The 19,328-nt window shown below is 71.6% G+C and carries 15 protein-coding genes; 5 read left to right on the forward strand and 10 right to left on the reverse strand.

Features of this window, described 5'->3' with window-relative positions:
* Positions 1-96: 96 nt before the first annotated feature.
* Both ABD292_RS36240 and ABD292_RS36245 read right to left on the reverse strand, forming a co-directional pair.
* Positions 97-1,632 carry an FHA domain-containing protein gene (locus ABD292_RS36240; RefSeq protein ID WP_344215508.1) on the reverse strand — a complete coding sequence of 512 codons (1,536 nt, stop codon included), beginning with the start codon at positions 1,630-1,632 and terminating at the stop codon, positions 97-99.
* 340 nt (positions 1,633-1,972) lie between these two features.
* The gene (locus tag ABD292_RS36245) at positions 1,973-3,109 is read right to left on the reverse strand and encodes a site-2 protease family protein (protein ID WP_344215510.1); all 1,137 of its coding nucleotides are present in this window, start codon (positions 3,107-3,109) and stop codon (positions 1,973-1,975) included.
* 149 nt (positions 3,110-3,258) lie between these two features.
* On the opposite strand from ABD292_RS36245, the gene ABD292_RS36250 reads away from it, so the two are divergent.
* From ABD292_RS36250 to ABD292_RS36260, 3 genes are read left to right on the forward strand one after another with little or no spacing between them, the layout of a single operon-like run.
* A complete protein-coding gene (locus tag ABD292_RS36250) occupies positions 3,259-4,119 on the forward strand; it encodes a RecB family exonuclease (RefSeq protein WP_344215512.1) in 861 nt (286 codons plus the stop codon).
* Between the two features lie 60 nt (positions 4,120-4,179).
* A complete protein-coding gene (locus ABD292_RS36255) occupies positions 4,180-5,346 on the forward strand; it encodes a sensor histidine kinase (RefSeq protein WP_344215514.1) in 1,167 nt (388 codons plus the stop codon).
* Entirely contained in the window at positions 5,343-6,026 is a 684-nt protein-coding gene (locus ABD292_RS36260; RefSeq protein ID WP_091087580.1) for a response regulator, read from the forward strand. Before ABD292_RS36255 ends, ABD292_RS36260 begins: the two co-directional genes overlap by 4 nt.
* 40 nt (positions 6,027-6,066) lie before the next feature.
* On the opposite strand, the gene ABD292_RS36265 is transcribed toward ABD292_RS36260, so the two are convergent.
* From ABD292_RS36265 to metH, 8 genes are all read right to left on the reverse strand, one after another.
* Positions 6,067-7,053: an ABC transporter ATP-binding protein gene (locus ABD292_RS36265; RefSeq protein WP_371247569.1), complete on the reverse strand. Its 987-nt coding sequence runs from the start codon at positions 7,051-7,053 to the stop codon at positions 6,067-6,069.
* 44 nt (positions 7,054-7,097) lie between these two features.
* Positions 7,098-8,123: an ABC transporter ATP-binding protein gene (locus ABD292_RS36270; RefSeq protein ID WP_344215519.1), complete on the reverse strand. Its 1,026-nt coding sequence runs from the start codon at positions 8,121-8,123 to the stop codon at positions 7,098-7,100.
* A complete protein-coding gene (locus ABD292_RS36275) occupies positions 8,120-9,133 on the reverse strand; it encodes an ABC transporter permease (RefSeq protein ID WP_344215521.1) in 1,014 nt (337 codons plus the stop codon). The genes ABD292_RS36270 and ABD292_RS36275 overlap by 4 nt, the downstream gene beginning before the upstream one ends.
* Before the next feature lie 84 nt (positions 9,134-9,217).
* The gene (locus tag ABD292_RS36280) at positions 9,218-10,981 is read right to left on the reverse strand and encodes an ABC transporter substrate-binding protein (protein WP_344215523.1); all 1,764 of its coding nucleotides are present in this window, start codon (positions 10,979-10,981) and stop codon (positions 9,218-9,220) included.
* Between the two features lie 47 nt (positions 10,982-11,028).
* On the reverse strand, positions 11,029-12,021 hold the full coding sequence (locus ABD292_RS36285; protein ID WP_091087569.1) for an ABC transporter permease: 993 nt from the start codon (positions 12,019-12,021) through the stop codon (positions 11,029-11,031).
* Between the two features lie 225 nt (positions 12,022-12,246).
* On the reverse strand, positions 12,247-12,753 hold the full coding sequence (locus ABD292_RS36290; RefSeq protein ID WP_344215527.1) for a cellulose synthase: 507 nt from the start codon (positions 12,751-12,753) through the stop codon (positions 12,247-12,249).
* Between the two features lie 269 nt (positions 12,754-13,022).
* The gene (locus ABD292_RS36295) at positions 13,023-13,673 is read right to left on the reverse strand and encodes an HAD family hydrolase (protein ID WP_344215530.1); all 651 of its coding nucleotides are present in this window, start codon (positions 13,671-13,673) and stop codon (positions 13,023-13,025) included.
* Positions 13,674-13,709: 36 nt separating this feature from the next.
* Entirely contained in the window at positions 13,710-17,174 is a 3,465-nt protein-coding gene (gene metH / locus ABD292_RS36300; protein ID WP_344215532.1) for a methionine synthase, read from the reverse strand.
* 140 nt (positions 17,175-17,314) lie between these two features.
* Between metH and ABD292_RS36305 the strand changes: the two genes are divergently transcribed.
* Both ABD292_RS36305 and ABD292_RS36310 read left to right on the forward strand, forming a co-directional pair.
* Complete coding sequence (locus ABD292_RS36305; RefSeq protein ID WP_344215534.1) at positions 17,315-17,773, forward strand: universal stress protein; 459 nt, start codon at positions 17,315-17,317, stop codon at positions 17,771-17,773.
* 194 nt (positions 17,774-17,967) lie between these two features.
* The gene (locus ABD292_RS36310) at positions 17,968-18,822 is read left to right on the forward strand and encodes a PAC2 family protein (protein ID WP_091087559.1); all 855 of its coding nucleotides are present in this window, start codon (positions 17,968-17,970) and stop codon (positions 18,820-18,822) included.
* Positions 18,823-19,328 lie beyond the last annotated feature (506 nt).

The following is a 19,328-nucleotide window of genomic DNA, read 5'->3' on the forward strand; positions in this document are numbered from 1 at the left end:
GGACGGCAGGCCCTGGAGGACGCCGGACGGCAGGCTTTGGACGACGCCGGACGGCGGCCGCGCCCGCTCGGTGAGGGGGCGCGGCCGGCGGGCCGCTCAGCCGCGGTGCGCCTCGTAGCGCAGGGTGCGGGAGACGCCCACGCGCACGGTGGTGCCGGGCGCGATGGTGACGGGCTCGTTGGGCGGGATGTCGTAGAAGTTGGGGTCGCCGGGCGGCTGGATCTGGGTGCCGTTGACCGAGCCGAGGTCGACCAGGTTGACGTCCCAGCCGTCGAGCGCCACCCGCAGGTGACGGCGCGAGACCGAGCCGTCGGGGCTGGTCACCTTGGCCGGGCGGGCCGTGCCGCCGGCCACCTCGGGGGCCCGCTCGGGGTCGCGGCCGAGCAGGTAGTCGCTCTCCAGCGGCAGCGCCGTGCCGTCGTCGAGGATGAGCACGCCGAGCGAGGGGCGCGGGCCCTTGTAGGGGACGAGGGTGCGCTGGACCAGGGCGATGCCGCAGACGGCGCAGTAGGGGACGCGGGGGTCGTTGAAGTGGTCGTTCTTGCAGTCGACCCCGTAGACCAGCGGCCGGTCGCCGTGCTCGGGCTGCTGCTGCTCCTGCTGCGGCGGGCCCGGGTGGTCGAAGTGGTCGGGCTGGCCGAGCGGCGCGGGCTGGTCGCCGAAGTGGTCGGGCCCGCCGAAGGGCTGCTGCCCCTGCTGGTCGGGCAGGCCGTTGCCGGAGGGCGGCTGCTCGTCGTAGGTCGGGTAGTGGCCCGGCTCGGCCAGGGACGGCGACGACTCGCGCGAGTGGTAGGCCGGCGGCTGGTCGTGCGGCGGCCCGTACGGGGAGTGCTGCTCCTGCGACGGGTAAGGCTGGTCCTGCGAGGGGTACGGCTGATCCTGAGGCGTGTGGTAGGGCCCCTGCTCCATGGACGCCGGGACGGGCTGGGGGCCCGAGGGCGGGCTCGGCACGACCGGCGGCTGGTCGGCCAGCGGATAGGGCGGCCGCTCCACCGGCTGGGACTGCGGCTGCGGCTGGGGCTGGTGCTGGGGCTGCTGCTGGGCGGGCGGCTGGATGAGGTCGGCCTCGATGTGGAAGGCCGTGGCCGGCATCTCGCTGGTCAGCGGCCGGGACTGCGCGGGCATTTCGGACGACCGCCCGATGGGACGGTCGGCGGGACGGTCGGCGAGGTCGCTGACCAGGCCGCCGCCGTGGACCACGCCGCCGTCGAGGCGTACGGCGGGATGCGGGGAGCCGGCGCCGGGCAGGCTCAGCTCGACCCGCTCGACGGTGCCGGTGACGAGCCGGTCGGCCCAGGTCAGAGAGTCGCTGCCGGACAGCCGCGTCTCGCCGGCGGAGGTGACGACGCTCGCCGAGGCCGAGCCGCTGACCAGGACGGCGACGCCGCCGGTCACCGGGCCCGCGACCGCGCACGCGGCGGGGTCGCCCGCCATGTTGGCCGCCAGCACCTGCGCCGCGCGGCGCGCCAGTGCCCGGCCGTCGCCGCCGGAGGCCGCGGTCTCGCGCAGCGCGTCGAGCAGGCCGTCGGCGGTGGCCTCGCCCGGATCGCACACCAGCAGCAGCCCGCCCAGGTAGGCGACGAGACCGTCACCAGGAAGCGGACGCACCGCTCCGAAGCCTTGGTCGGTCATGCGTCCTCCCTCATGACGACCGTGCCGCGCTCATCGGTGCCCTCGCTGCGCTCGGTCACTCAACTCTCCTCCCCGGAAGCCGGCGTTGTCACGGCGCCCGCACTGCGGTGCCGGCCACCAGCCATACGCATACCCAGACGACGGAGCCGTGCCGCGCCCCCGTCGTCTCGATTCGATGAACCGGTGGACCGCAACTAACCCCTTAACTGTGCAAGTTTGGCCAAACAGCACACTAGCGGCCAGTCATCGCATCGCAGAAATCGCCCGGGTCCGCTCCCGAACCCGGAAACCGCTGGACACGACCCTATCCGGGGGCCGCGGCTTAAACGAGTGGGACAAATCAGACGCCGGTGAACACCCGGTTCACATCGGCGGTGGACAGCACGCCGTAGACCTCGCCGCCCGGCTCCACGAGGAGATATTCGCTGCCCGGCGCCTCGCGCATGGCGTCGATGAGCGGCTCGCCCGCGAGGTCGGCGGCGAGCACCATGGCCGGGTCGAGCGACTTGGCCAGGGAGGCGGAGCTCACCCACGGGCGGCGGTGCTCGGGGGTGGCCTGCACGGCGGCCTCGCTGACGATCGCCAGCGGCCGGCCGTCGTGGTCGACCACGACGATGGCGCCCGCGTGCCGCTCGCCCGCCTGCCGCAACGCCTCCGACAGCGGCGTGTCGCCGCTCACCGGCACCGCCCTGCGGGCCAGGGCCCGCGCGTTGACCCGCGGGATGCGGGCGCGGATCTTGGCCACCCGCAGCGACTGCGAGGCGCCCATCCAGATGAAGGAGGCCAGCACCAGCGGCCAGATCACGTCGGTGATGTCGGCCTCGCCGCCGCCGACGAGCGCCGACGCGAGGGGCACGGCGACGAGCAGCACGGCCAGCACCCGGCCGCCCCAGGCGGCCACGATCGTGCCGGTGCCGGGGCTGCCGGCGATCTTCCACACGCCGGCCCGCAGCATCCGGCCGCCGTCGAGCGGCAGTCCCGGCAGCAGGTTGAAGACGCCGACGATGAGGTTGGCGAACCAGAGCTGCAGCACCAGCACCTCGAGGATGCCGCCGTCGTTGATGAAGTAGACGTCGGCCAGCCAGCCGAGCCCGGCCAGCCCGAGCGACAGCCCCGGCCCCGCCGCGGCCACCAGGAACTCCTTGCCCGGCGTGGGCGGCTCCTTCTCGATCTCCGAGACGCCGCCGAGGAGGTAGAGGGTGATGCGGCGCACCGGCAGCCCGTAGGCCTTGGCGAGGACGCTGTGCGCCAGCTCGTGCAGCAGCACCGAGACGTAGAGCAGCACCGCGAAGACGAACGCCACGCCGTAGGCGGCGGCCTCGCCGATGCCGGGCAGCATCCGCCCGAAGTAGGGGCCGAACATCACGGTGATGAAGCCGGCCACGAGGAACCAGGTCCAGGACACGTAGACGGGGATGCCGAACAGCCTCCCCATCGGGACGCCGGAGAACTCCTGCCGGGGGCTCTGCTCGCTCACCGCTCTCCTCGTACGTCTTCCCGGCGGGTCCGCGTGCGGTCGGGCCCCGGCGGTGTGGTGGTCTCGCTGCCTTGATGCTACGCGCCGCGGCAGGCGCTCATCGTCGCGCCGGGGGTCAATCTGTCGGGGCCGTGACCTAGAGTGCGTGCATGACGCTGACCGAGCCGGTGATCATCGGTGCGCTGTCCCCCTCCCGCGCGGGCGATTTCATGACCTGCCCGCTGCTCTACCGCTTCCGGGTGATCGACCAGCTCCCCGAGCGGCCCTCCCCGGCGGCGGTGCGCGGCACGGTGGTCCACGCGGTCCTGGAGCGGCTCTACGACCTGCCGGCTCCGCGCCGGTCGGTGGCGGCGGCGCTGGAGCTGCTGGAGCCGCAGTGGCGGCGGCTGCTCGACGACGACCCCCAATACGCCGAGATGTTCTCCGGCGAGGAGGAGCAGGCCGAGTGGCTGGCGCAGGCCCGCGGCATGCTGGAGCGCTACTTCACGCTGGAGGACCCGACCCGGCTGGAGCCGGCCGAGCGTGAGCTCTACGTCGAGGCGGTGCTCGACGGCGGGCTGATGCTGCGCGGCTACGTCGACCGGCTCGACGTGGCGCCGACCGGCGAGGTCCGGGTGGTCGACTACAAGACCGGCAGCGCGCCGGGGCCCGACTTCGAGGCCAAGGCGCTGTTCCAGATGAAGTTCTACGCGCTGGTGCTGTGGCGGCTGCGCGGGCGGGTGCCGCGGCTGCTGCAGCTCGTCTACCTCGGCGGCCAGGGCGAGGTGCTGCGCTACGCCCCCGACGAGGCCGACCTGCAGGCCACCGAGCGCAAGGTGATGGCGCTGTGGACGGCGATCGAGCGCGCGATGCAGAGCGGCGAGTGGCGGGCGCGGCGCAGCCGGCTGTGCGACTGGTGCGACCATCAGGCGCTGTGCCCCGAGTTCGGCGGCACCCCTCCCCCGGTGCCCGACCGGCAGCCCGGCGACACCGTGCGCAGGAACCGCCGGGCCGCGACCGACGAGCTTTAGCAGGACTGATCCTCCCCGGGGAGGAGGAATCGGACTCCCAGGCGGTCCTACAGTGAAGCCGTGCGCATCGACCGAACCCGCCTCCACGACCCGGTTCTCGCCGCCGTGGTGGCGATCGTCTCGGTGGTGCTCCACACGCTCGACGACCCGCTGATCCCGGCGTCCGCGGGGCCGCGGCCGCCCGACGGGTTCGGCGTCGCGCTGGTGGCCGTGGCGGGCGTGCCCGTGGCCTTCCGCCGGCGCTGGCCGCTGGCCGCGCTGTGCGCGGCCCTGGTGCCGGGCCTGCTGCTGACGGCGACCGGCTACGGCATGGGCGTGCCGGGCCTGGCCGGGCTGGTGCTGCTCTACTCGGTGGCCTCCCACCGGGGGCTGGCGATGGCGCTGGGCGGGCTGCTGGTGTCGTTGTCGGCGTACACGCTGGGGGCGCTGGCCGGCCCCGTGCGGGCGGCGGCCTGGACCGACCACGTGGTGGTCGTCATCCTGGTGACGGCCGTGTGGGGCGCGGGGCGCAGCCTGCGGCTGCGGCGGGCCTACCTGGAGGAGCTGAAGGACCGGGCGGCGCGGCTGGAGCGGGCGCACGCGGCCGACACCCGGGCGGCGCGGGCCGAGGAGCGCTCGCGGATCGCGCGGGAGCTGCACGACGTGGTGGCCCACCACGTCAGCGTCATGGTGGTGCAGGCCGCGGCGGCGCGGCGGGTGCTCGCCGCCAATCCCGCGCTGGCGGGCGAGGCGCTGTCGGCCATCGAGCACACCGGGCGCACCGCGATGGCGGAGATGCGCACGATCGTGGGGGTGCTGCGCGCCGACGCGCGGGCCGAGCTGGGGCCCCAGCCGGGCGTACGTGACCTGCCGGCGCTCGTGGAGCAGATGCGGGAGGCGGGGCTGCCGGTCCGGCTGCTGGTGGAGGGCGAGCCGCGGGAGCTGCCCGCCGGGGTGGACCTGGCGGCGTACCGGCTGGTGCAGGAGGGGCTGACCAACAGCCTGCGGCACGCGGGGGCCGGGGCCGGCGCGGTGGTCACCGTCCGGCACAAGCCGCGCGAGCTGGACGTACGGGTCGAGGACGACGGGACGGGCGGCGCGGCGGATGGTCTGACCTCGGGGCAAGGGCATGGTTTGGTGGGCATTCGCGAAAGAGTGGCACTCTATGGTGGAATCCTGAGCATCGGTCCGCTGCCGGGGGGCGGTTTCGAGGTGCGGGCGAGGTTCCCGCTGAAGGACGGACAATGACGATCAGAGTGCTGCTGGTGGACGACCAGCCGCTGCTGCGCACCGGTTTCCGCCTGATTCTCGAGGCCGAGCCCGACATCACGGTGGTGGGGCAGGCCGGCGACGGCAAGGCCGCGATGGAGCAGACCCGGGCGCTGCTGCCCGACGTGGTGCTCATGGACATCAGGATGCCCGGGGTGGACGGCATCGAGGCGACCCGCCGGATCGTGCGGGAGGCGGCGCCGTCGGCGCACGTGCCGAAGGTGCTGGTGCTGACCACGTTCGACCTCGACGAGTACATCGTGGAGGCGCTGCGCGCGGGCGCGTCGGGGTTCCTGCTGAAGGACGTGCCGCCGGACGAGCTGGTGCAGGCGATCCGGGTGGTGGCGGCGGGCGAGGCGATCGTCGCGCCGAGCGTGACCCGGCGGCTGCTCGACCGGTTCGCCGCGCGGCTGCCGTCGGCGTACGAGCAGGCGGCCCCCGCCCGGCTCGACCGGCTGACCGAGCGCGAGCTGGAGGTGCTGCGGCTGATCGCCAAGGGCATGTCCAACGCCGAGATCGCCGCCAAGCTGGTGGTGAGCGAGACGACGGTCAAGACGCACGTCGGCAACGTGCTGACCAAGCTGGGGCTGCGCGACCGCGTGCAGGCGGTGGTGCTGGCCTACGAGACGGGCCTCATCACGCCGGGCGCCCTGTCCTGACCGGGCCGGGCGGCCCGTCGTCGGGGACGCCCGGCGCGTGTCAGCTCTGCTCGGCGGCCGCGGCCGCCGGGGTCTCCACGGCGTTCTCCGGGAAGTGGCAGGCGACGCGGTGCCCGCTCGCCACCTCGCCCAGCGGCGGCTCGACCGTCTTGCAGATCTCCTGCGCCTTCCAGCAGCGGGTGTGGAAGCGGCAGGCGGGCGGCGGGTTGAGCGGGCTCGGCACGTCGCCGGCCAGCCGGATGCGCTCGCGGCCCTTGCGCGCCTTGGGGTCGGGCACGGGCACGGCCGACAGCAGGGCGTTGGTGTAGGGGTGCATGGGCGAGCTGTAGAGCCGCTTGCGGTCGGCGATCTCGACGATCTTGCCGAGGTACATCACGGCGACCCGGTCGCTGATGTGGCGCACCACCGACAGGTCGTGGGCGATCACGACGTAGGTGAGGTCCAGCTCGTTCTGCAGGTCCTCCAGCAGGTTGACGACCTGGGCCTGGATGGACACGTCGAGCGCGGAGACCGGCTCGTCGGCGATGATGAGCTTGGGCTTGAGCGCGAGCGTGCGGGCGATGCCGATGCGCTGGCGCTGGCCGCCGGAGAACTCGTGCGGGTAGCGGTTGTAGTGCTCGGGGTTGAGCCCGACCAGCGACAGGATGTCCTGGACGGCCTTCTTGACGCCGTTCTCGGTCTGCACGCCCTGGATGCGGAACGGCGCGCCGACGATGGCGCCGACCGTGTGCCGGGGGTTCAGCGACGAGTAGGGGTCCTGGAAGATCATCTGCATGTCGCGCCGGAGCGGCCGCAGCCGCCCCTGGCTCATGTGCGTGATGTCCTGGCCCTCGAAGACGACCTTGCCCGCGGTGGGCTCCAGCAGCCGGGTGACCAGGCGGCCGGTCGTGGACTTGCCGCAGCCCGACTCGCCCACCAGGCCGAGGGTTTCGCCCTTGAAGACGTCGAAGCTGATGCCGTCGACCGCCTTGACCGCGCCGACCTGTCTCTTCAGCAGGCCCTTGGTCACGGGGAAGTGCTTCTCCATGTCCTGCACGGAAAGAAGCGGCTCACTGGCGTAGTTCGGCTCGCTCACTGGGTCTCCAGCACTGGCTTGATCTCGTTCTCCCACAGGCCGCGCCGCTCGTCGCGGCTCATGTGGCAGCGCACCAGGTGGCCGCCCTCGGTCTCGGCCAGCGCGGGCACCTCGGTGTCGGCCTTGCCCTGCGTGCGCTCGGCGTACGGGCAGCGCGGATGGAACGCGCAGCCGGGGGGCACGTTGATGAGCGAGGGCGGCGAGCCCTTGATCGGCAGCAGCCGCTCGGTGGGCTCCCGGTCCAGGCGGGGCATGGAGCCGAGCAGGCCCCAGGTGTAGGGGTGCTCGGGGCGGTAGAAGATGCTGTCGGCCGGGCCGTACTCGATGCACTTGCCGCCGTACATGACGAGGATGTCGTCGGACAGCTCGGCCACCACGCCCAGGTCGTGGGTGATGATGATGAGCGCGGAGTTGAACTCGCGCTGCAGGTCGACCATGAGGTCGAGGATCTGGGCCTGGACGGTCACGTCGAGCGCCGTGGTCGGCTCGTCGGCGATGAGCAGCTCGGGGTCGCACGACAGCGCCATGGCGATCATCGCGCGCTGGCGCATGCCGCCGGAGAACTCGTGCGGGTAGCTGTCGACGCGCCTGGCCGGCTCGGGGATGCCGACGCGGCCCAGCATGTCGATCGCGTGCTTGCGGGCGACCTGCTTGCTGACGTCGTTGTGGATGCGGTAGGCCTCGATGATCTGCTGGCCGACCGTGTAGTAGGGGTGCATCGACGACAGCGGATCCTGGAAGATCATCGCCATCTTCTTGCCGCGCAGGCCGCGTACGTGCTCGGCGGAGGCGCCGATCAGCTCCTCGCCGTCCAGCCAGATCTCGCCGGAGAGGTGGGCACGGCCGCCCTTGTGCAGCCCCAGGATGCCGAGGCTGGTGACGCTCTTGCCGGAGCCGGACTCGCCGACGATGCCGAGCGTCTTGCCGCGTTCGAGCTCGAACGTCAGCCCGTCGACGGACTTGACCAGACCGTCGTCGGTCGGAAAGTGGATCTTCAGGTCCTTGACCTCAAGGAAGCTCACGACAACCTCACCCTCGGGTCGACCACGGCGTAGAGCAGGTCGACGACCAGGCTCGCGACCACCACGAACAGCGCGGCGACCAGCACGACCCCCATGACCTGCGGCAGGTCCTGGTTCCTGATCGCCAGAATGGCGTACTGGCCGAGCCCGGGCAGAGTATAGGTGGTCTCGGTGAGGACGGCGCCGCCGATCAGCAGCCCGAAGTCGATGCCGAAGAGCGTGAGGATGGGCGTCAGCGCGGCGCGCAGGCCGTGCTTGACGATCACCTCCCGCTCCCTCAGCCCCTTGGCGCGGGCGGTGCGGATGTAGTCCTCCCCCATGGTCTCCAGCATGCCCGCCCGGGTGAGCCGGGCGTAGGTGGCGGCGAACAGGAAGGCCAGCGTGATCCACGGCAGCAGCAGGTCGTAGGCCCACAGCGCCGGGTTCTCCGCCAGCGGTGTGTACGCACCGCCCGGCGGGGTCCAGCCGAGGCCGTAGCTGAAGATGACCAGGGAGACCATGCCGGTGAAGAAGATGGGCAGCGACACGCCGGCGAGGGCGGTGCCCATGGACAGCCGGTCGAAGAAGCTGCCGCGGCGCAGCGCCGACAGCACGCCGATGGCGACGCCGCCCAGCACCCACAGGATGGCCGCGCCGATGGCGAGGGAGAAGGTGACCGGCATGCGGTCGACCAGGTCCGGCCAGACGGGCTGTCCGCTGATGAAGGAGTAGCCGAAGCAGGGAGCGGGGCACTGCTCGACGCCCGCGCCGTAGTCGTACTCGGCGCCGGCGAAGACGCCCTTGACGAACCTGCCGTACTGCACGACCACCGGGTCGTAGAAGCCGAGCCGCTCGGCGACCAGGTGAACGGTCTCCGGGGTCGCCGCGCGCCCGACGTAGCGCGAGGCGAGGGCCTCGGGAGTCGCCCCGGCCCACTGCGGCACGACGAAGAAGATGCCGAAGGTGACCATGCTGACCACGATGAGCATCGCGAGCGCGCCGATCAGACGCCTGATGATGTATGTGAGCACCGCTGCCGGCCGAGTGGCCGGCCCGCGCCGGGCCGGCCACTCCTGCCTTCACCTGCCTTCGCTAGATCCCCGAGCCTCGCCTGGTCACTCCGCGCCGAGCAGCACGTAGTCGTACATCTGCTGGCCCTCGTTGTAGGCGAGGTTGGTCACGCCCTGGCCGCGCATGAGCAGCGACTTGGCCCAGACGACGGGAAGGATGGAGGCGTCCTCCATGACCTTCTTGTCGACGTCCACCCACAGCTTGGCGCGGGCGGTGGCGTCCAGCTCGGCGGCGGCCTGGTCGACGAGCTTGTCGACCTCGGCGTTCTTGACGCTCAGGTTGTAGTTGCCCGCCGGGCGGATGGTCCGGCTGTCGACGATGGCCTGCATGAAGCCGTAACCGTCGGGCCAGTCGGAGCCCCAGCCGTGCGTGGCCAGGCCGATGCCGTTCTTCTTGACGTAGTCGACGTTGCCGGCGTAGTCGGAGAAGTAGCTGGAGGCCGGGAAGCCCTTCAGCGTCAGCTTGATGCCGGCCTTGGACAGCGCCTGCTGCATGGCCTCGGCGAGGGCCTTCTCACGCGGACGGTCGGCGCGGAACGTCATCGTGGTCTCGAAGCCGTTCGGCTGGCCGCAGGCGGCCAGGGCCTGCTTGGCCTTCTCGACGTCGCCCTTGTTCTCCGGCGTCTGGTACAGGTCGAACTTCTCCTGGCCGACGACGGCGGGCGGCATGACGTTCGTGGCGATCTCGCCGCCGGCCACCGGGCCGCCGTAGGCGGTCTGGTTGGCGACGCGGTCCGCGGCCCACATGACGGCCTTGCGGCACTCGATGTTGTCGAGCGGCTTGGTGTCCGGGATGACCGAGACGTACCACAGACGGGCGATCGTCGGGTTGTCGGTGCGGGCCTTCAGCGCCGGGTCCGGCAGGACCTTGCCGAGCGCCGCGGGCTGCATGCCGGTGCCCGGGATGTCGAGCTGGATGCTGCCCGACATGAGCTGGTTGTCCAGGTCATCGGCGTTGACGTTGAGCTGGACCTCCCACTTGTCCGGCAGCGCGGGCCGGTTGGGGTCGGTGGCGGGGTCCCACTGGTCGTTGCGGACCAGCGTGAAGCGCTTGCCGGCCTCGTTGGTCTCGAACTTGTACGGGCCCGAGGAGATCACGTGCTCGCGGTACTTCGCGCCCGTGTCCTTGTCCTTCGGCACCGGCGCCGTCATCGGGAGCTGGACGATGTAGTCCATGGACGAGAACGGCTTGACCAGGTGGAAGACCACCGTGGTGTCGTCGGTCGCCTCGACGGCAGACTTGTAGTCGACGTCGGGGGTCTTGTAGACGCCCTTGAAGTCCTTCGGCCAGGCCAGCAGCTCGTTGAGGTACGAGGGGCCGTGGGGGAAGGTCTCCTTGTCGTACGAACGGGCCACCGCGTAGGCCACGTCCTTGGCCGTGATCGGCGTGCCGTCCTCGAACTTGAGGCCGGAGCGGATCTTGTACGTCCAGGTCTTGCCGTCCGGGCTCGGCTGGCCCAGTCCCTCGGCGAGGTCGGGGACGACCTGGTTGCCGTCGGGGCCGGGACCGGTCTTGTACGTCGTCAGCGTACGCCAGTAGAGGCGGCCGAAGTTGAACGAGTACCCGTAGTAGGTGTCGGCCGGGTCGAGGCTGTCCCAGTCGGAGGAGTGCGCGGCCTTGATCGTGCCGCCCTTCTTCGTCGAAGGGTTGTACACACCGGTGAGCGCGGCGTTGAACGCGGGTTGCGCGCCTCCGCCGGACGCCGACTGCGCGGGCTGCTGCGGCGTGCCGCCACCTCCGCCACAGGCGGAGAGCACCATGGCCAGCGCCGCTGTCGCGGCCGCCGCCAGTGCGGATTTCCTTCTCATTGACTAACCCCTTGGTAGTGAGATGGGGGATGGAGCGTAGGCGAAGGTCAGTGCGCGCGGGGGTCGAAGGCGTCCCTCAACCCGTCGCCGAACAGGTTGAACGCCAGGACCGTGATGAAGATCGCCAGGCCCGGGAAGAGCACGAAGTGCGGCAGCGTGTAGAAGCGCACCGCCTCGGACAGCATGCCGCCCCAGGTCGGGGTGGGCGGGTTGATGCCCACGCCCAGGAAGGAGAGCGAGGCCTCGAACAGGATGTTGGTCGGGATGAGCAGGGTCGCGTAGACCAGGATCGGCGCGAGCAGGTTGGGCAGCACCTCGCGGAAGAGGATGTAGCCGTGGCGCGCCCCGAGGCTGCGGGCGGCGTCGACGAACTCCCGCTCGCGCAGCGACAGGGTCTGGCCCCGGACGATGCGGCCGATGCTGGGCCAGCTGAAGAAGCCGATGATGAAGATCAGCATGGCGATGCGCAGGCCGTTGCCCTCCAGCCCGAACCCCTTGTCGGGGACGACGCCCGCCAGCGCGATCGCGAAGACCAGCAGCGGGAAGGCGAGGAAGACGTCCATGATGCGGCCGATGACCTGGTCGACCCAGCCGCCGAAGTAGCCGGCGACCACGCCGAGGACGGTGCCGATGACGACCGACACCAGGGTGGCGAGGAAGCCGATGAGCAGCGAGATCCAGGCGCCGGCCACGATGCGGCTGAAGATGTCGCGGCCGTTGACCGGCTCGACGCCGAGCAGGTATTCGCTGCCCATGTTGCCGAAGGAGCCCTGGGGCAGCAGCGTGCTCTGGTCGATGGCCTCCTGGTGGAACTCCAGGGGGTCGTGCCCGAAGACCGAGATGATGGGCCCGGAGAAGATCGCCACGAGGATCAGCAGCACGACGACGACGCCACCGCCCAGGGCGACCTTGTCCCGCCTCAGCCGCATCCAGGCGATCCTCGTGAGGGACCGGCCCTGGATGTCCTTGCCCGCTCCCGCGAGCACCGACTCCGGTTGCGCTTCTGCGGCGGAACCGGGAACGTCAAGCGGCGCGGTCATGCGAAATTGCCCCCTGGATCCAGACGACGCTGTCTATTGAAACTGGACTTAGACCGCAAAGTCGCGACCTCAGGAGGCAGAATCTATGGCCTGAGCTGGTATGACCAGTCCCTCAGGCCGCTATGTGGCTAATCTGTGATTGATGCGAAACTCATTCGTATTGATCTTGATCTGAATGTCGTGGCCCGGTTCCGGTTGCGTCTCGGATTCGTGACACAACCGAGGTCAGCTGATGCCGCGCCGCTTGAGGAGCTCCTCGATGTCGGAGAAGTCGTCGTCGGCGGGCGCTTTGCGCTGTTTCGCGGCGACGGCCGGCTTGGGCGCGGCGGCCGAGGCGGCGGGCTGGGCCGCGCCAGGCTGGGCCGGCCGCTGCGCGGGCGTCTCGCCCGTGCCCTTCTTCTCGCCCTTGTCCTTCCGCCCGACGGAGAGCCTGCGGCCGCGCATGAACCCCGACACCACGAACAGCACCGCCGACAGCCCGGCCACGGCGACGCCCGCCCACACCGCCGGGTTGAGCACCAGGCCGGTGACGAACCCCACGGCCGTGGTGCCGATGGTCCACAGCGCCGGCAGCGCGTTCGTCAGATAGGCCGCCACCGGCAGCAGCGCCCACGCCGCCACCCGCAGGCCCGACGCCGCTCCTCTGCGGCGGAACGCCAGGAAGCTCAGGACCAGGCCCGCCACCGTCGCCCCGGCGCACAGCGGAAACCATGCGATCTGGTCGAAGTCCATCCGGCCACCCCTTCGTCTCGGCTTCTGCCTCCATCCTGGCATGCGAACGGCCGTTCGCTCTCCTCCGCGAGAACCAGCCGTCCCCTAGGGGAACGCCGCTCGCCCCCTGCTGTCCTTTCAGGGACGAACGCCGCCAACCCCGCCGAACGGGCGTAGCGGCCGTTCTAGGCACGCACAGGGCCGAAAGGGACGCCCGGGAGCGGGCGTCCCGGAGTGGGCGCCCGGGAGCGGGCGTCCCGGAGTGGGCGCCCGGGAGCGGGCGTTCCGTATCAGGCCGGCAGGAGGGCCCGGAGGTCGGCGACGGTGACGGCGGTGAGCGAGGGGACGACCAGGCGGCCCGGGGCCGGCTCGATCGGCAGGATGCTCGGGACGGCCACCACCGCGCAGCCGGCCGCCGTCGCCGCGGCCACCCCGCTCGGGGAGTCCTCCAGCACGACGCAGCGCACCGGCTCCACCCCCAGCAGCCGGGCCGCCGTGAGGTAGGGCTCCGGGTCGGGCTTGGTGTGCGTCACGTCGTCGGCCGTGACGATGACGTCGAAACGCTCACGCCCGACGACCTTCAGCACGGCGCCGGCGATCTCGCCCAGCGAGGAGGTGACCAGCCCGGCGGGCACCCCCTCCGCGCGTACGGCGTCGAGCAGCTCGACGGCCCCCGGCATGAGCTCGACCCCGGCCGACAGCCGGGCCACCATGCCGTCGACCATCCACGACCGCACGGTGCCGGCCGGCACCTCGGCGCCCGAGACGGCCAGCATGTAGTCGATCGTGCGCTCCATGGACCCGCCGACCAGGTGGGCCTGGTGCTCGGGCGTCCAGGCGGCGCCCAGCCGGGCCATCACCCCGGTCTCGATCTCCAGCCAGACCCGCTCGCTGTCGACCAGCAGCCCGTCCATGTCGAAGAAGACGGCTTCCATGCTCATATGTCTCGTGCCCTCGTCGTGCCCGTGCGCCCGCTGTCAGACGTTGAAGTATTTGGCCTCGGGGTGGTGCGCCACCAGCGCGGACGTGGCCTGCTCGGGGTGGAGCTGGAACTCCTCCGACAGGGTCACGCCGATGCGCTCGGGCTGGAGGAGCTGGAAGAGCTGCACCTGGTCCTCGAGGTTGGGGCACGCGGGGTAGCCGAAGGAGTAGCGGCAGCCCTGGATGTTGACCTTGAGCATGTCGTCGAGCGACTCGTCGCCGCCGATGCCCCACTCGGCGCGCACCCGGGCGTGCCAGTATTCGGCCAGCGCCTCGGTGAGCTGCACCGACAGGCCGTGCAGTTCGAGGTAGTCGCGGTAGGCGTCCTTGGCGAACAGCTCGGCCGTGGCCTCCGCGATCTTCGCGCCCATGGTGACGATCTGGAAGCCGACCACGTCGACCTCGCCGGAGTCCTTCGGCCGGAAGAAGTCGGACAGGCACAGGTGACGGTCGCGGCGCTGGCGCGGGAAGGTGAAGCGGGTGCGCTCGCCGCCCGCGTCGTCGAGGATGATCAGCGAGTCGCCGTCGCTGACGCACGGGAAGTGCCCGTAGACGACGGCCGCCTCCAGCAGGCCCTCGGTCTGGATGCGGTCGAGCCACATGCGCAGCCGGGGCCGGCCCTCGGTCTCGACCAGCTCTTCGTAGCCGGGGCCCTCGCCGCCCCTGGTGGGCTTGAGCCCCCACTGGCCGAGGAACAGCGCCCGCTCGTCGAGGAAGGCCGCGTAGTCGGCCAGCGAGACGCCCTTGACCACCCGGTCGCCGTGGAACGGGGCCGCGGGCACCGGGTTGTCGACGGCGACGTCGGAGCGGGCGGGCAGCTCCTCGACCGGGGTGCGCTGGAGCACCGCGCCGGTCTTGACCCGCCGCTCGCGCAGCGGCGGCAGCGTCGCGCCCTTTTCGCCGCGCTTGACGGCCATGAACGCGTCCATGAGCCGCAGCCCCTCGAACGCGTCGCGGGCGTAGCGCACCTCGCCCTCGAACAGCTCCGCGAGGTCCTGCTCGACGTAGGCGCGGGTGAGCGCGGCGCCGCCGAGCAGCACCGGGTAGCGGTCCGACAGGCCCCTGGAGTTCATCTCCTCCAGGTTCTCCTTCATCACCACCGTCGACTTGACCAGCAGGCCCGACATGCCGATGACGTCGGCCTTCTGCTCGTCGGCGGCCTCCAGGATGGCCGAGACCGGCTGCTTGATGCCGAGGTTGACGACCTGGTAGCCGTTGTTGGACAGAATGATGTCGACGAGGTTCTTGCCGATGTCGTGGACGTCGCCCTTGACGGTGGCCAGCACGATGCGGCCCTTGGTCTCACCCTCCACGCGCTCCATGTAGGGCTCCAGGTAGGCGACCGCGGCCTTCATGACCTCGGCCGACTGCAGCACGAACGGCAGCTGCATCTGCCCGGAGCCGAACAGCACGCCGACGGTCTTCATGCCGTCGAGCAGCACCTCGTTGATGATCTCCAGGGCGGGGCGCTGCTCGAGCGCGGTCTCGAGGTCGGCCTCCAGGCCCTTGCGCTCGCCGTCGACGACGCGCCGCTTGAGCCGCTCCCACAGCGGCAGCGAGGCCAGCTCCTCGGCCTTGCCGGCGCGCAGCGCGGCGGCGTCGACGCCCTCGAACAGGTCCATGAAGCGCTGCAGCGGGTCGTAGCCCTCGCGGCGGCGGTCGTAGACCATGTCGAGCGCGACCTGGCGCTGCTCGTCGGGGATGCGCGCCATCGGCAGGATCTTGGAGGCGTGCACGATCGCGGAGTCGAGGCCGGCGTTGACGCACTCGTTGAGGAAGACCGAGTTGAGCACCATGCGGGCGGCCGGGTTGAGGCCGAAGCTGATGTTGGAGACGCCGAGCGTGGTCTGCACGCCCGGGTAGCGGCGCTTGAGCTCGCGGATGGCCTCGATGGTCTCCAGGCCGTCGCGGCGGGTCTCCTCCTGGCCGGTGGCGATGGGGAAGGTGAGGGTGTCGACGATGATGTCCTCGACCTGCATGCCCCAGTTGGTGGTCAGGTCCTCGATCAGGCGGCTGGCGACGCGCACCTTCCAGTCGGCGGTGCGGGCCTGGCCCTCCTCGTCGATGGTGAGGGCGACCACGGCGGCGCCGTGCTCGCGCACCAGGCGCATGATCTTCTGGAAGCGGGAGTCGGGGCCGGCGCCGTCCTCGTAGTTGACGGAGTTGACCGCCGCCCGGCCGCCCAGCATCTCCAGGCCCGCGCGCAGCACCTCGGGCTCGGTGGAGTCGAGCATGATCGGCAGGGTGGAGGCGGTGGCGAAGCGGAAGGCCAGCTCCTTCATGTCGGCCACGCCGTCGCGGCCGACGTAGTCGACGCAGAGGTCGAGCATGTGGGCGCCGCCGCGGGCCTGCTCGCGGGCCATCTCGACGCAGTCGTCCCAGCGCCCGCCCAGCATCGCCTCGCGGAAGGCCTTGGAGCCGTTGGTGTTGCAGCGCTCGCCGATGGCCAGGAAGGAGGTGTCCTGGCGGAACGGGACGGTCTGGTAGAGCGAGGAGACGCCGGCCTCGGGGCGGGGGCGGCGGGCGGCGGGCTGCTTGCCGCGCACCCGCTCGACGACCTGGCGCAGGTGCTCGGGGGTGGTGCCGCAGCAGCCGCCGACCAGGGACAGCCCGTAGTCGCGGGTGAAGGCGCCGTGGGCGTCGGCCAGCTCGCCGGGGCTGAGCGGGTAGTAGGCGCCGTCGGAGGTGAGCACCGGCAGGCCCGCGTTGGGCATGCAGCTCAGCCGGAGCCGGGAGTGCCGGGCGAGGTAGCGCAGGTGCTCGCTCATCTCGGCGGGGCCGGTGGCGCAGTTGAGCCCGACGATGTCGACGCCGAGCGGCTCGATGGCGGTCAGCGCCGCGCCGATCTCGCTGCCCAGCAGCATCGCGCCGTTGGTCTCGATGGTGACCTGGGCGATGATCGGGATGTCGCGGCCGGAGTCCTCGGCGGCCCGCTTGGCGCCGATGACGGCGGCCTTGACCTGCAGGAGGTCCTGGCAGGTCTCGATGATGAGCGCGTCGGCGCCGCCCGCGATGAGGCCGGCCGCGTTGTCGCGGTAGGCGTCGCGGAGGCTCGCGTAGGGCAGGTGGCCGAGCGTGGGCAGCTTGGTGCCGGGGCCCATCGAGCCGAGGACGAAGCGCGGCTGCTCGGGCGTGGACCAGTGGTCGGCCGCCTCGCGGGCGATGCGGGCGCCGGCCTCGGAGTATTCGAAGACGCGGTCGGCGATGTCGTATTCGCCGAGTGCGGCGAGGTTGGCGCCGAAGGTGTTGGTCTCGACGCAGTCGACGCCGACGGCGAAGTAGGCGTCGTGGACGCCGCGCACGATGTCGGGGCGCGAGACGTTGAGCACCTCGTTGCAGCCCTCGTGACCGTGGAAGTCGTCGAGCGTCGGGTCCTGGGCCTGGAGCATCGTGCCCATGGCGCCGTCGGCGACGATCACGCGCTGGTCCAGCACTTCGCGGAAGGACGGGGAGATGCTCATGGGGTAGAGCTTATCGGGTGCGCTCCGGCCGCTGGTCGGAGCGGGGGCAGAAGATCGTTCTATGGGTTCCGCGACGGCCCGGGCGGCCCGGCGCTAGTCTGCCGGATGTCAATTGAACATCGCGTCCAATAGGGGCTCCCATGGCCTACCGCACCGTGCTCGTCGGCACCGACGGCTCCACCTCCTCCTTCCGCGCCGTGACCGCGGCGGCGTCCCTGGCCGCGGCGTCCGGCGCGACCCTCGTCCTCGCCTGCGCGTACCTGCCGATGCGGGAGAGCGAGCGGGCGGCCGCCGCCGACCGGCTGGGCGAGCTGGCGTACAAGGTGAGCGGCTCCACCCCCGCGGACGACGCGCTGCGCGCGGCGCGCGAGCACGCGGTGGCGGCCGGGGCCTCCGACGTGGTGCTGGCCGCCGAGGAGGGCGACGCCGTGGACGTGCTGATCGCCCTGGCCGCGCGGCACCGCGCCGACCTCATGGTGGTGGGCAACCGCGGGCTCAACAGCCTCGCCGGGCGACTGCTCGGCTCCGTGCCCTCGGGGGTGCTGCACCGGGCGGCGTGCGACGTGCTGATCGCGCGTACGACGGAGGGCGGGCGCTGACCGCGCCGGTTGTGCGCTGAGCGCGAACACCTGTGCGGTACGGGCGGGGAGATCGGCCCTGTACCGGCCGCGGGTTGCGTACGGACGCGAGTGACGGGAGGCCGTGCGGGGCAAGGGGTTCGCGAGGAGATCAGTGACGCCGGAGCCTCCTCAGCGCATAGGCTAAGCGGGACAATGGAGAGAGGAGGCGACCCGTGATAGAGCTCGAAGGGCTCCCCGAGCTCGTCGACCCGGTGCTCATTGCCGCGTTCGAGGGGTGGAACGACGCGGGTGAGGCCTCCAGCGGCGTCATCGCGCATCTCGAGTCGGCGTGGAAGGCCGAGCCACTCATCGCCCTCGACCCCGACGACTACTACGACTTCCAGGTGACGCGGCCGGTGGTCGAGATGAGCGAAGGGCTCACCCAGTCCATCGTCTGGCCGACCACGCGGCTGCTGCGCGCCCGCCCGCCGGGCGTCGAGCGCGACGTGGTGCTGCTGCGCGGCATCGAGCCCAACATGCGGTGGCGCTCGTTCTGCGCCGACATCATCGAGGTCTGCCGCGAGCTCGGCGTGGAGCTGGCCGTCATGCTGGGCGCGCTGCTCAACGACTCACCGCACACCCGGCCGGTCCCGATCCTGGGCGGCGCCACCGACGAAGGGCTGGCCCGCTCGACCAACCTGGAGCTGAGCCGCTACGAAGGGCCGACGGGCATCGTCGGGGTGCTGCAGCACGCCTTCGGCCAGGCCGGGCTCGACGCCATCTCGCTGTGGGCGTCGGTCCCCCACTACGTCGCCCAGCCGCCCAACCCCAAGGCCACGCTGGCGCTGCTGCGCCGGCTGGAGGACGTCCTGGAGATCCCGATGCCGCTCGGCGACCTCGACGAGGAGGCGCGGGCCTGGGAGCGCGGGGTCGACGAGCTGGCCTCGCAGGACTCCGAGGTGGCCGACTACGTCAAGGAGCTCGAGGAGCGCAAGGACGCCGCCGAGCTGCCGGAGGCCAGCGGCGACGCGATCGCCGCCGAGTTCGAGCGCTACCTGCGCCGCCGCGACCGCGACACCGACACCTGAGCCGTCGCAGGCCAGGCGGCGTAGCGCCTGAGCCTGCCACGACGCGGGGCGCCCCTGAACCGTCGTTGCGCCTGGGCAAGCTCCGGCGTCTGGGCCCGCCGGGGTGGCCGGCCATCGCCGCGTTTGGGCCGCCGGGGTGGCCGGCGGTCCCTGGGACCGCTGAGGCGCTTGAGCCATCGACGCGTCTGGGATCGCTAGGGCGGTCGAAGCCTCGCCGCGCCCGTGGCCGCTGAGGCACACGAGCTGGCGCCGCTGGGCGCTGAGCCGCTGAGGGAGCCGAGCCGTCGCCGCTTGGGGCGCTTGAGCCGCGTCTGGCTGGGCACGCCGCGCGTGGGTCGCGCTCGTGCTGCGGCGTTTCGTCGGCCGTTCCCCCGACCCGCCGTCCGCCTGGCCGCGCGATGCCGGGCTGGGGCGGGCGGGCTCCTGGGGTTGTCAGGGGCTCCGACGTCCTCGACGGACACGTGGGCTGTCCGGGTAGGACACTGACAGCTAACCCTTAGGGGTTA

It is taken from the genome of Nonomuraea bangladeshensis, from assembly GCF_039529455.1.
Taxonomy (GTDB): Bacteria; Actinomycetota; Actinomycetes; order Streptosporangiales; family Streptosporangiaceae; genus Nonomuraea; species Nonomuraea bangladeshensis.